We start from the raw sequence: 12,908 nt of genomic DNA, 5'->3' as shown, positions 1-12,908 counted from the left end.
GGCAGAAGCGTTAAATACCGAAGCGAAAAAACTCTATCGAATTCACGTTAATCTGGGCAATCCCTTATCCCCCGTCAGTAATGGACTTTGAATCGAGAATCCTGTCTTTCTAAGTAATCTCACGCTGTAGAACTTCTCAAATCAAAAATCCCCGACTTTTCTGGAAAATTGAGGATGTTGAATCTCACTTCACGATTAGAAACGATCGCTTACTCCAATCCCAACTCTCGCTTGAGTAAATTAATCGACTTGCTGGCTACCAGATTTTCGCAGCGAATCAACTGAGGTGGACGAATGATGTCATCTCTGGAGGCTGAAATGGTCGCACGAACCGTCGGATAACTTGCCTCATCGCTAATAATCGTGTGGGCACTGCGAACGATCGCATCTAACTTGTACTTGTCACCCAATTGAGCCGTCATTACGAGTAAGTCGTCGCCGCGCAAGCTGTGAATGATCACCTCAGCTACGCCCACTGTCCCAGAACTCAAGCTCACAATTCCTAGACACGTCCCTTTGGGTAGCCCTTTGATCAGCTTCAGTTCTTTTTCAAAATCGTAGATGTCTACGGGGATCACACGGGCTGATCGAGGAGCGGCGATTCCTTCTGCCTGCGCGATGAAGTATCGACTGGTGACCACCGTACTCGATCGCGTCTGGTCAAGCACCTGACTCAATTCTTCCATTGGCACAAGCTGCATCGGAATGTTGAGGGCTTTTTCTAACTCTCGCAAAATGACTTCCCCGTTGGCCAAATCGTGATTGGGGGTCGTCACCAACACTTGAGCGCTACAGCGTAGTCGCCAGTCCATTTCTGCCAAAAACAGCTCACGCGCCTGCCCCAGAGAGCACCCTTGTTTGAGCAACTCATCCAGGCTGTTTTGGATCAGTTTGTGTGCCTGCGGATATTGGTCAAGCAGAGGAGACTTTGCGATCGTGCCTGCATCGTGCCCCTGATCGCGAACGTAAATTCCAGAACCCGCTTGAGCATCGACAACGCCTGCTTCTTCGAGTTGACGATAAACCTTGCTAATCGTGTTTCGGTGCAGCCCAGTCTGCATGGCTAATTGACGAGTACTTGGCAAACGGTGCCCAGGGGGAAATTGTCGCGATGCGATCGCAAACAATATTTGGTTATATAGCTGTGTCGATGCCGGGATATCACTATCAGGCTGAATATGAAATTGCACCATGCCAGCGCCTCAAGACTGCTCGAAGAATGAATTTAGTGTGACGATTCCCTTTGGAATCTGCTTACTATTCCTACCATTTTAGATGCCTGATTTCTGAAGTAGTCTGGTGTTTTTTCTACGTTGTATTTGTATTTACCTCTCATCGTCAGTAATTGTTCTGAGCTTCTAGGCTGGTCTAAGCAATCCTACAGAGGGCAGCCTGCTTGGTAATTTCACTCAATCTTCTTGATAAAAACTGCTGTAAAAACACTTCAGTGTGTATTAAAAGAGTGAGTTCAAATCAGTTTCAACGGCGCTTAAAACTTCAGTTAAGTAAATCAGTATGATGATGAAGTTTCTAACTCAAACGATACCATTCATTGCTTTTATGACTCAGATAGAAATCCGGGCAACTCATACAAAGATTTCCAACGAATCATTACAAATTGATGCTTATTTAGCAGAGCCATCTGCATCAGGAACCTATGGCGCGATCGTCGTTATTCAAGAAATTTTTGGCGTAAATTCGCATATTCGGGACGTGACTGACCGACTTGCCAGAGAAGGCTATGTAGCGATCGCTCCTGCCATTTTCCAGCGCACGGCTCCCGGTTTTGAAATCGGTTACAGCGAATCTGAGACGAAACAGGGACGAATTTACAAAGAGCAAACTCAAGCAACTGAACTGTTGAGTGATATTCAGGCGACGATCGCTTACCTTCGCACATTGCCCTCAGTAAACGGGAATGTCATTGGCGCGATCGGGTTTTGCTTTGGGGGACACGTCGCTTATTTAGCGGCAACTCTGCCCGAAATCAAGGCTACTGCTTCTTTTTACGGGGCGGGCATTGCGACGATGACTCCGGGTGGCGGGGTGCCGACGATCGCTCACACTTCCAAAATTCAGGGAACGCTTTACGCTTTCTATGGCACTCAAGATCCGCTAATTCCGATAGAGCAAATTGACCAGGTTGAGACGGAATTGCAGAAATGTTCTGACGCTCATCGGGGTTTTCGGTATGAGACAGGGCATGGATTTTTTTGTGATCAGCGATCGGATTACAGTTCAGAAGCAGTGATCGATGCCTGGGAACACGTCAAGGAACTTTTTGGAGGGATGAGGGATGAAACTAAAATTCAGAATTGAGAACTGGATGCTCAAAACTTAACCCTTCCAACTCCTCACTCCTCACTCCTCACTCCTCACCGTATTAAACTGGCAATATCAGCAAATTCACCTCACTCGCTGAGGGCTTCATTTCAGTGGTTATGAACAAATCAACTCAGTCTCGATCGAACGATGCAGCTTTCTCAATGGACGATTTTGCAAAGGCGCTGGAGCAACACGACTACCAGTTTGCCAAGGGGCAGATCGTTCAAGGAAGAGTTTTTAGCTATGAAAGCGGCGGCGCGTTGATAGACATTGGGGGCAAGTCTCCGGCATTTCTACCAGCCCAGGAAGCCAGTGTGCGCGAGATCAGTGATGTTTCGACCGTTTTGCCGACTGACGAAGATCGGGACTTTCTCATCATCCGTGAACAAGATGAAAATGGACAAGTCACCCTTTCGCTGCGCCAGCTAGAAATTAAGAAAGTCTGGGATAGTCTGGCAGACATGCAGGCGAATAATCAGAGCGTTCAGGTGCGCGTGACTGGGACGAATAAAGGCGGCGTGACGGTTGACTTGCAGGGATTGAGAGGGTTTATTCCGCGATCGCACCTGGTTGAGCGAGAAAATCTGGATGCTCTCAAGGGTCAGACTTTGACGGCGACGTTTTTAGAAGCAGATCGCGACCGCAACAAGCTGGTTCTCTCCAATCGTCTCGCGGCTCGTGCAGCAAACTTTAGCCAGCTTCAAGTCGGTCAACTGATTGAAGGCAAAGTGGCCAGTCTCAAACCGTTTGGCGCGTTTATCGAATTCGACGGTTCGACAGGTCTGCTGCACATCAATCAAATCAGCAAAAACTACATTGCGTCGCTGCCGTCTCTATTAGAGGTTGGGCAAGTGATCAAAGCGATGATTGTCGATCTTGACGAAGGCAGAGGTCGCGTTTCGCTGTCTACCAAAGTTCTCGAAAACTTCCCTGGAGAAATGACCGAAAACATGGCGCAAGTCATGGAAGAAGCAGAATCGAGAAGCGATCGGGCCCGCAGCAATCTGTAGGAAGAGGTGAGGAGTGAGGGGTGAGGAGAAGGTATGGACAGCAGAATTCATTTAGTTTATGAGAATTGCCATCGCTTCTGTTAGCGAGTTGGACACTCAGCTAGAAATCTGTCGCCGTTTGGGATATCTATCAGACCAAGACTATCTCCGACTTGATGAAGCCCTCTCAAACATGGACAAGATGCTAATCGGTCTTCGCAAATCCTTGATTCAAAAACAAACCAGACCCCCACTGTAATTCTTCTCTTTTCACCCTTCACCCCTCACCTCATCAACCATGACTACCATTTGGGAACTCGATTATTACTCTCGTCCGATTCTGGATGATCAGAAGAAGAAAGTTTGGGAGGTTCTGATCTGTGAAAGTCCGACTCGGATTGATATGTCGATCGACTCCCTGTTTCGCTATTCGGAATACTGTCCGAGTACGCAGGTAAATTCGGTTTGGTTGAAGACGGCGATCGCGGAAGCCATTTCTCGTGCGCCTAATCCGCCCGACAAAATTCGCTTCTTTCGACAGGCAATGAATAACATGATCACGACTTCCTGTAAGGATCTGGAAATTCCCTCTCAACTGAGTCGCCGCACGATCGCTCTGAGTCAATGGCTGCGCGATCGCATGGAAAACACTTATCCTCAACATCCCGGTTATCAGCCTGGAAAGAACGCTTCTGTCATATTTCCAACGACCCCTCCTCAACCGTTGCCCGATGCGCTGATTGGTCAAAAATGGACGTTTGCTACCCTCGAAGCCAGTGCCTTTGACGACTTAAATGAATGGTCGATCGACTTTGGCGAAACTTTTCCGGTCAAGATAGCAGGACTTGAGGCAGACACGCCGATTCCGGGGTTGATCATCTACTCACCTCGTGCAGTGCCAATGGCGGCCTGGATGTCTGGATTAGAGATGGCGGCGGTTAAATTTGACAGCGAATCTTCGACCCGATTGCTGCTCGAAACGGGCGTTAGCGATCGCTGGATTCTCACCAGCATTGATGCCAAAACCAAGGTGGAGGCTCAAGCGTTTGAAGCGTCGAAGGCGCGATCGCGGCAGGTTCATTTTTTGGCGATTCAGTCCAGTCCTGATGTAGAAGCCTTTGCTGGATTTTGGTTATTACAAGAGATCAATTTGGCGTAGGGTGATTAGCAGACCCCATATTCGCAAAACTCAAATCTATCGAACATGTTGTTAGAACAATTGTTAGAGTTGGCTGCGCGATCGGGCGCTGAATCAGCAGAAGTTTTTCAGTCACGATCGCTGTCTCGTCCAGTTTACTTTGAGGCAAATCGGCTAAAACAACTCGAAAGCGCTGAGTCTGAGGGGACGGCTCTACGGCTCTGGAAAGGCGGCCGTCCTGGATTGGTGGTAGCCTATGGCGATGTGGAAGCTCAGGACTTAGTGGATCGGGCGATCGCCCTCAGCCAGCTTAATGAACCGGAAGCGATCGAACTGGCTCCTGCGTCTCAGATGCACTACCCCAATTTGGGCAAAGTGGTTCCGGTTGAGCAGTTGGTAGATTGGGGCAAACAAGCGATCGAACTGGTGCGCCAACAGTATCCCGAAGTGCTGTGTGCGGGGGGTTGGGAATGTGAGGCAGAAAGCACTCGTTTGATCAATTCCAATGGTCTGGACTGTGGCTATACCGACAATACGCTGAGCGGCTATCTAGAAGTCGAGTGGATTCGGGATGAAGATTTTTTGAATGTAAGCGATGGGCAAACCTTGAGAGACAGCCTTGACCCTGTTTTGGTGGCTCAACAAGTGATGCAGCGATTGGAATGGGCCAAAGAAAACGTCGCACCGCCGATCGGTCGGGTTCCCATTCTCTTCACATCCAAGGCGGCGGATATGCTGTGGGGCACTGTGCAGGCGGCGTTGAATGGCAAACAGGTGATCGAAGGGGCTTCCCCGTGGAGCGATCGCTTAAATGAACTCGTCACCTCTGAGGCAATTACGATTAAACAAGAACCCCATGCTGGCCCGTTTAGCTGTCCGTTTGATGATGAAGGAACGGCGACTCGTGCGATTACGTTTCTCGATCGGGGCGTTTTGCAGTTGTTTTATGCCGATCGCACAACGGGAAATCTTTTGGGCAGTGGCACAACAGGAAATGGGTTTCGTCCCGGTTTGGGCAGCTATCCAAATCCAGGTTTGTTCAATCTATTGATCAGTCAGGGAACAAAATCGTTTGCCGAATTGGTGGCAGGAATAGAAGACGGATTGATTCTAGATCAAATGTTGGGCGGCGGATCTGGAATCTCTGGCGAATTCTCGATTAATGTGGACTTGGGTTACCGGATTCAAAAAGGTCAGATCGTCGGCAGAGTCAAGGATACGATGGTTTCTGGTAACGTCTACACAGCGTTGAAGAATTTGATCGAATTGGGTGGCGACGCTGATTGGAATGGGTCTTGTTTTACGCCTTCTGTGATTGTCGATGGATTGTCCGTCACGGGACGAAGCTAATCCAAAAATACACACAAGGGTGAACAGTTTTGATTTCTCTACCATTCACCCCTGTATTGTATAGTCTGTAATCGCTTCGATCTCTTACGGCTTCAGCACAATCTTGATGCAGTTATCTTTTTTGTGTTTGAAGATCTCATAGCCTTTTGGCGCTTCGTCGATCGACATCGTGTGCGTAATGATGAAAGTCGGATCGATGTCACCGTTCTGAATGTGTTCTAACAACGGTTTCAGGTAGCGGTGAACGTGGGTTTGTCCCATTTTAAAGGTCAAGCCCTTGTTGAAGGCGGCACCCATCGGAATCTTGTCCAAAAAGCCCCCGTAAACTCCCGGCAGCGAAACGGTTCCGCCTTTACTACAGGAGACGATCACTTGGCGCAGGGCGGTGGGGCGATCGGTTTCCAGTCGGACGGCTTGCTTGACGCGATCATACAAAAAGTCTGGCCCCGCTCCGTGTGCCTCCATGCCGACCGCATCGATACAGGCATCTGGGCCGCGTCCTCCGGTGAGTTCCTTGAGCGCTTCGCCTGCGTCCATTTCTTCGTAGTTGATGACTTCGGTGGCACCTGCTTGTTCTTTGGCCATTTTGAGGCGTTCGGGGACGCGATCGATAGCGTACACTCGCTCGGCTCCCAGCAAGAAAGCACTCTTGATCGCAAACTGTCCGACTGGCCCACAACCCCAGACGGCGACACTATCTCCGGGCTTGATGTTGCAGTTTTCGGCTGCCATATAGCCCGTCGGAAAAATGTCGGTTAGAAACAGCACTTGCTCATCCGTCAAGCCGTCTGGAATCTTGAATAAGCCTGTATCAGCAAACGGGACGCGAGCATATTCCGCTTGACCGCCTGCATACCCGCCAAAAATGTGAGAATACCCAAACAATCCAGCCGCAGAGTATCCATACAGCGCCTCGGCCATGAATGCATTGGGATTGGAATTATCACACAGCGACCACAGTGTTTTGTTACAAAAATAACAGCTTCCGCACGAGATTGTGAACGGGACGACCACACGATCGCCAATGCTCAAATTCTTGACAGCAGAACCGAGTTCAACGATTTCTCCCATAAATTCGTGACCCATAATATCGCCCGACTGCATACTGGGGATATACCCATCGTAAAGGTGCAGATCAGAGCCACAAATGGCCGTCGAAGTGATTTTAACAATGGCATCACGGGGATTAAGAATTTTGGGATCGGGCACGTTGTCTACGCGAACATCGGTTGCGCCATGCCAGCAAACTGCTTTCATTTATGGATTCTCCTAGCGATTTTGTAGCGATTTTGGTAATGGGTAAGCGGCAATGGGAGATTGTTAGCACCCACTACCGACTTTTATCTATTCAGTAATCAATCCAGCGTTGATTAATCTGCTTTATAGTATCCAGGCTTTTCTCCTGAAACTTTACCGACTGTGTTATCAACAGCGTTCTCGACATCATTGATAAACTCTTTGGTACTGTTGGGAATTGGCTCGTCTAAATTGAGCTTTTCTTTGACCGTTTCAGCGATGTCTTTGAGCTTATTACCCGTGTTGCGGATCGATTCGTCACGGCGATTGTTCACGAATGTTTGTTCGTTGTCTGCGCGATAGACATCTTTTGTCGTGTCAAGTGTTTGATGATTGCGAACTTTCTCAGAAGAATCAAGCGCTTTGAGCTTTTCGCCCGCGTCTTGGACACTGCTGGATTGCTCAATAATTTCCTTCGCTCCTTGGGGAGTCACAGCCGCTATAGCTTGCACTCCATTCGTGCTAAATAGAATGCCCACAAACAGCGCAGCGCTGGCGAGAAGAGTTGTAATCGTTCGGATGAGTTGAGTCATGGTTACAAATAGAAATGGTTTAAGGTCGAAGGACAACTTTGATGCACTTATCTTGCTTGTGCTTAAACATTTCGTAGGCTTCTTTGGCCTGAGTTAGCGGCATGTGATGAGTGAAGACATAAGAAGGGTCAATTTCACCGTTGAGGGCGCGATCGAGCAGCATTGGCATATATCGCTGTCCGTGCATTTGTCCCATTTTCAGCGTCAATCCTTTGTTAAAGGCCGCTCCAAATGGCATCTTGTCCACAAATCCGCCGTAGACTCCCATCACCGACACGGTTCCGCCTTTGCGACAGGCGACCATCATTTGCCGCAAAACGTGAGGGCGATCGGTCTCCAATCGGACGGCTTGCTTTGCCTCATCGTAGAAGCCCATTAGACCCATCCCGTGCGCTTCCAGTCCAACGGCATCGAGACAAGCATCTGGCCCGCGTCCGCCCGTCATTTCCTTGAGCGCATCGCCTGCATCGACTTCTTCGTAGTTAATCACTTCAGCGCCGCTTTTTTCTTTCGCGAGTTGCAGCCGTTCGGGGACGCGATCGATGGCGATGACCCGTTCTGCACCCAGCATGTAGGCACTGCGAATCGCAAACTGTCCCACGGGCCCACAGCCCCAGACGGCGACCGTATCTCCAGGCTGAATGTCACAAAGCTCTGCGCCCATATAGCCCGTCGGAAAGGCATCGGAAACCGGAAGCGCCTGCTCATCGGTCAGTCCGTCGGGAATCTTAACAGCCCCATGATCGGCAAAGGGAATTCTTATGTACTCTGCCTGAGAGCCTGCAAAGCCACCAAACAAGTGAGAATAACCAAAAATTGCCGCCGTCCCAAATCCAAAAAGCGGTTCTTGTAGCGCCCCATTGGGATTGGAATTATCGCACAACGACCACTGCTGACGACTACAGTAATGGCAATGTCCACAGCCAATAATTGAGGAAACGACGACCCGATCGCCCTTCTTCAACTTCTTAACCTCTCTGCCAATCTCGACCACTTCGCCAATAAATTCGTGACCGATAATGTCACCCGGCTGCATTGAGGGAATGTAACCATCATAGATATGAAGATCCGACCCACAAATCGTCGTCGCCGTCACCTTGAGAATTGCATCACGCGGATTCAAGATCGTCGGATCAGGAACAGTTTCGACCCGCACATCATTTGCACCATGCCAACAGACCGCTTTCATTGAATGACCAGTTCCTCTATTGATTTAAATTGGATTTAATGTTGCTAATCAAAGAGAGGGAAAAAGGAATTAGCACTTGCACCAAATTTACGTGTTGTTAGTACAGATTTTCGCCCCCTAAATCCCCCATTCTGGGGGACTTTGACTTCGCAAGAACATGCCCTTGAAGCAAAGGATAAAGTCTCTCCTAAAAATCTCTTACTTCATCCCTCTCGCAAAGCGTGCCGCCAGCGGCAACCCCTCATCCCTCATCCCTTCATTTACCCCCTCGGCTGCCCTTCTGTCGTAGCAATTTCTCCCGCTTCCATCAGTTGTTTAAAGCGGCGCAGTTCGTCACCGATTTGTTGTTCGGGTTCTTCGCCAAAAAGTTTGGCCAGTGCAGCCGTGACCATACCGCCCGGAATGTCGTATTCCATCACAACTTTGACTTCGGTGCCCCGATCGCCCGGTGCAGGGGTAAAGCGCACAAAACCAGAATTCTCGATATCAGCGCCGTCGATCGAGGCCCAAGCGATCAGTTGGTTTGGCTGATCGTTGATGATGTCAGCATCCCACTCAACGGTTTGACCCATCGGCGCTTTGGCAACCCAGTGAGAACGACACAGATCGATCACTTTCACCGATTCGACATGCTTCATAAAGTTGGGCAGGTTTTCAAAATCGTGCCAGTAGTTGTAGAGTTCTTCTGCCGATTTTTTGATGGTGACGGTCTTCTCAACTTTGATCGATTTGTTGGCACCGACGGCATCACCAACTTTTTCGGTCAGGCTTTTATCTGCTTTCGCGCCGTGGTAAGCCAGCGTTCCGCCTGCGATCGCAGTTAGGACTCCCCGAAGCGATCGCTGACTCAATCCTGATAGCACCATTGCACTACCACCGATAATAGATGCCCAGCGTTCTTTATCGGATACGCCTGTCTGCTGCTCTTCGGCTGGATTAGTCTTTGACGATTCTGTTTCCATGATGATTTCTTTGGTGATTTTTCTAGTGAGTTATTTACTGTGAGAGTCTTGAGTTTTAAGCGAAAAATTTCACCTTAAAACCCAAGACTTAAAACGATGACTTCTTAGCCACTAACCGCAGGTCTGCTAGTCGGCATCGGAGGCTGAGGAACGCTGGCATTCAAGCGATCTTTGTACAGATTGGCAATGCGCTGTTCGTCTTTTGACAGGGTGACTTCCATTTGGTCAAAGAGTTCGACAGTCGCGGGATCGGTGATTTTGTTTCTCAGGTTGTAGGTGTCTACTACGCCTGTTTGCAAGTCACCCAGGGCGCGACGCAACACTTCACTGTCACTTTGACGGGTTTGGAAGAAGTTCTTTAAACTCGCTAAAGCAGCGCTGGCTGTAGCTTGTAGAGAAGTTTTTTCGCCCAATACTTCTAACCGAGCTTCTAGCATTTGAATGTGACGCTGTTTGTTGGCGCGAATGTCTTGAAACAACTCGGTCATGGCTTCGTCGGTGGCGTTTTTGGCATAGTTGTCGAATACTTCTAATCCGTAACGCTCACCTGCGATCGCCGTGTTAATTGCGTTCACAATTTCGCTCTTGCTCGATCCGCCCCACTCTTCACCCAGTTTCCACCAGCCTGCGTCGGCATCGCCCACATCGGGCAGCGTTGTATCGGGCAGCGCAAGTCCCAAATGAGTCAAAATTGCGGTGGTGAAAATCGGCAAATCGCCGGGACGACGCGATGTGATCAGGTTGTCATCAATCACTAACGGTTCGTCTACAAACTCGGCTCCCGCATTTTGCATATCTTTGCGGATGGCCCGAAATCCAGTTGCTCTCACCCCTTTGAGCAGATCGCCTTCGATCAAAACCTGCGGCCCATGACACACAGAAGCAACCAAAACGCCCGCTTCCATTGCATCCTTGACAAACCGAACAGTCTTCATGTTGGTTCGCATTTTGTCAGGAGCCATGCCGCCGGGAATAATTACCGCGTCAAAGTCAGCGGCGATCACTTCAGTAGTGGTAGCATCCGCTTCGATCGACACCTTTTCCTGCTTGCCTTTGTACGCTTCATTCATCCGAGAACCCAGTACGACAACTTCGGCTCCCGCTTTTTTGAGCGCATTGTAAGGAAGCTGAAATTCTGAATCCTCAACCCCTTGCTCGATCAGAATGGCGACGCGCTTTTTGCTCATTTCTTGACCATTCGTGTCCATGTCTGGAAGTCTCCTGTTGTCACCTCTCCAGCCAATAAGACTAGGTTAACAGAGCGATCGCGCTCCTCATTCCAGGGGGATAAGCCGTTCTCACTCTCACGGTAGATTTGGACTTTGGGCGGCTGGTTCTCTTCCTATTTGAAGATTTTGAGATTCGCAAAGATTCGTTACCTTGCATTCATCTAGACGAATAGGAGCAAAAATTATGGCAGATGCAGAACAGGCTCGGAGAAGTCCCACTGACAATGACGATTTGGAGTCGGCTCTCCACAATTTTGGCGCTCCGGTTGAGGATGAAATTGACGACGAAACCCTCGAAGACGAGCAAGATTTTGGTGACGTGCCGCAAGAATATACTGAGTCGTATGGAACGGGTGTGCAGGAAATGCCTGGTTATACGATCGGTGGCCGCACCATGCGCGATCGTGCCAGCGAATTCAATGAGGCAACTCCCGAACTCACAGGCGGCGACATTGATGCAGACTATGAGCAAGCGAATGCAGTCGGGGATGAATCTGTGGGCGGAACGGTTTCCACGCCTGATATGGACATTGTGGATGATCTAGGGAAAGCGGTTGGTTTGGAAATGGACGATCGCGCTTTTCTCCGCACCAATGAGATTTTGGAACAAAGAGACGATCGCCGTTGGGAATTGGAACCAACCTCTTCAGAAGACTATGGCGATCGCCAAATGGAACTCGACGAGATCATGAGTTCGCAAGGTGATGAGGATACTGAATAGCAAACCGATCAAATACTAAAAACAAGGAATTAGAAATGAGTTTGAAACCGATTAGTCAACAAGTTGCGGTCATTGTCGGAGCGTCTAGCGGCATTGGTCGAGATACGGCGCTAAAGATGGCTGAAAAAGGCGCAAAAGTTGTCGTGGCCGCTCGCAGTAAAGAAGGATTAGCGACGCTGGTTGAAGAGATTCATCAAAAGGGTGGAGAAGCGATCGCCGTTCCTGCTGACGTTGCTGATTTCAATCAGGTTAAAGAAATTGCAGATAAGGCGGTTGAACAATTTGGACGCATTGACACTTGGGTTCATTTGGCGGCGACCTCTGTGTTTGCAACTTTTGACAATGTGACTCCTGAAGAATTTAAGCGCGTTATTGAGGTAAATTTGTTGGGTCAAGCCTATGGTGCGATGGCTGCATTGCCTCACTTAAAGCGAGAAGGCCGAGGCGCATTGATTCACATTACGTCGATGGAAGGGCGGCGATCGCTTCCTTACCAAAGTGCCTATTCTTCTTCAAAACACGGCACGATCGGCTTTCTAGATGCCCTGCGAATCGAACTTAAGCATGAAGGCTTTCCAATTAGCGTCGCCAACATTATGCCCGGTGTGATCAACACGCCTTTCTACAACAAAGGCAAGACCAAACTGGGGGTCAAGCCGACTGGAATTCCGCCTTACTATGATGCGAGTTTGGTGACAGATGCCATTCTCTACGCCGCCGAAAACCCCGTTCGCGATTACATTGTGAGTGATGTGGGTCGCGCTTTGGATGTTGCCCAACGCATTTCTCCGGGATTGGTGGACGCTGCGCTGTTAGCGATCGCCTTTGAAGGACAAAAGACCAACGATGTCAAGTCTGAAGACGACCCAAACAACCTGTACGAGCCAGTTCAGGGATACGACAAAGTAGAAGGCGACTTTAGCAAACTCGAAATTCCCAGTCTGATCGACATGATTGATAAGGGGCCGGCTTTAGCGATCGGTGCCGTCACTGCGGCTGCGTTAGGAGTTTTTGTATTGCTAGGCGGAATGAATAATAGATAGGTTCTTCAACGCTATCTTAAACGCTGGATGTAGGGATGTTAGCCATAATGTCCCTACGTTTTGGTAACCAATTTTCAGATTAACGTGAATTCGATGAAATCCCTCGCTGTGGCGATCACTCCAGGCAGCCCCC

General features: G+C 49.3%; 13 protein-coding genes. 7 read left to right on the top strand and 6 right to left on the bottom strand.

Annotated elements, in window-relative coordinates:
- Positions 1-209 precede the first annotated feature (209 nt).
- Positions 210-1,193: a GntR family transcriptional regulator gene (locus tag ACJ2PR_RS32690; RefSeq protein ID WP_446858601.1), complete on the bottom strand. Its 984-nt coding sequence runs from the start codon at positions 1,191-1,193 to the stop codon at positions 210-212.
- A 367-nt stretch (positions 1,194-1,560) separates the two neighbouring features.
- On the opposite strand from ACJ2PR_RS32690, the gene ACJ2PR_RS32685 reads away from it, so the two are divergent.
- The 5 genes from ACJ2PR_RS32685 (at position 1,561) to ACJ2PR_RS32665 (ending at position 5,802) form a co-directional block, all read left to right on the top strand.
- Positions 1,561-2,319: a dienelactone hydrolase family protein gene (locus ACJ2PR_RS32685; protein WP_446880159.1), complete on the top strand. Its 759-nt coding sequence runs from the start codon at positions 1,561-1,563 to the stop codon at positions 2,317-2,319.
- A 122-nt stretch (positions 2,320-2,441) separates the two neighbouring features.
- Positions 2,442-3,335, top strand: coding sequence for a S1 RNA-binding domain-containing protein (locus ACJ2PR_RS32680; protein ID WP_446880158.1), 894 nt, complete (start codon positions 2,442-2,444; stop codon positions 3,333-3,335).
- Positions 3,336-3,393: 58 nt separating this feature from the next.
- Entirely contained in the window at positions 3,394-3,573 is a 180-nt protein-coding gene (locus ACJ2PR_RS32675) for a four helix bundle protein (RefSeq protein ID WP_446880157.1), read from the top strand.
- A gap of 39 nt (positions 3,574-3,612) precedes the next feature.
- Entirely contained in the window at positions 3,613-4,473 is an 861-nt protein-coding gene (locus ACJ2PR_RS32670; RefSeq protein WP_446880156.1) for a Tab2 family RNA-binding protein, read from the top strand.
- 45 nt (positions 4,474-4,518) lie between these two features.
- Entirely contained in the window at positions 4,519-5,802 is a 1,284-nt protein-coding gene (locus tag ACJ2PR_RS32665) for a TldD/PmbA family protein (RefSeq protein ID WP_446880155.1), read from the top strand.
- 84 nt (positions 5,803-5,886) lie between these two features.
- Here the strand turns inward: ACJ2PR_RS32665 and ACJ2PR_RS32660 are convergent, their stop codons facing one another.
- From ACJ2PR_RS32660 to ACJ2PR_RS32640, 5 genes are all read right to left on the bottom strand, one after another.
- Complete coding sequence (locus ACJ2PR_RS32660; protein ID WP_446858596.1) at positions 5,887-7,059, bottom strand: zinc-dependent alcohol dehydrogenase; 1,173 nt, start codon at positions 7,057-7,059, stop codon at positions 5,887-5,889.
- 113 nt (positions 7,060-7,172) lie between these two features.
- On the bottom strand, positions 7,173-7,631 hold the full coding sequence (locus ACJ2PR_RS32655; RefSeq protein WP_446880154.1) for a hypothetical protein: 459 nt from the start codon (positions 7,629-7,631) through the stop codon (positions 7,173-7,175).
- A 19-nt stretch (positions 7,632-7,650) separates the two neighbouring features.
- Positions 7,651-8,820, bottom strand: coding sequence for a zinc-dependent alcohol dehydrogenase (locus ACJ2PR_RS32650; protein ID WP_446858594.1), 1,170 nt, complete (start codon positions 8,818-8,820; stop codon positions 7,651-7,653).
- Between the two features lie 260 nt (positions 8,821-9,080).
- A complete protein-coding gene (locus tag ACJ2PR_RS32645) occupies positions 9,081-9,782 on the bottom strand; it encodes an SRPBCC family protein (RefSeq protein ID WP_446880152.1) in 702 nt (233 codons plus the stop codon).
- A gap of 104 nt (positions 9,783-9,886) precedes the next feature.
- The gene (locus tag ACJ2PR_RS32640) at positions 9,887-10,990 is read right to left on the bottom strand and encodes a DJ-1/PfpI/YhbO family deglycase/protease (protein WP_446880151.1); all 1,104 of its coding nucleotides are present in this window, start codon (positions 10,988-10,990) and stop codon (positions 9,887-9,889) included.
- Positions 10,991-11,195: 205 nt separating this feature from the next.
- Between ACJ2PR_RS32640 and ACJ2PR_RS32635 the strand changes: the two genes are divergently transcribed.
- Positions 11,196-11,732 carry a DUF6335 family protein gene (locus ACJ2PR_RS32635; RefSeq protein ID WP_446880149.1) on the top strand — a complete coding sequence of 179 codons (537 nt, stop codon included), beginning with the start codon at positions 11,196-11,198 and terminating at the stop codon, positions 11,730-11,732.
- Between the two features lie 35 nt (positions 11,733-11,767).
- The gene (locus tag ACJ2PR_RS32630) at positions 11,768-12,775 is read left to right on the top strand and encodes an SDR family oxidoreductase (RefSeq protein WP_446880148.1); all 1,008 of its coding nucleotides are present in this window, start codon (positions 11,768-11,770) and stop codon (positions 12,773-12,775) included.
- Positions 12,776-12,908 lie beyond the last annotated feature (133 nt).

This window comes from Phormidesmis sp. 146-33 (assembly GCF_052939515.1).
This window is presented reverse-complemented; position numbering and strand designations above follow the sequence as displayed.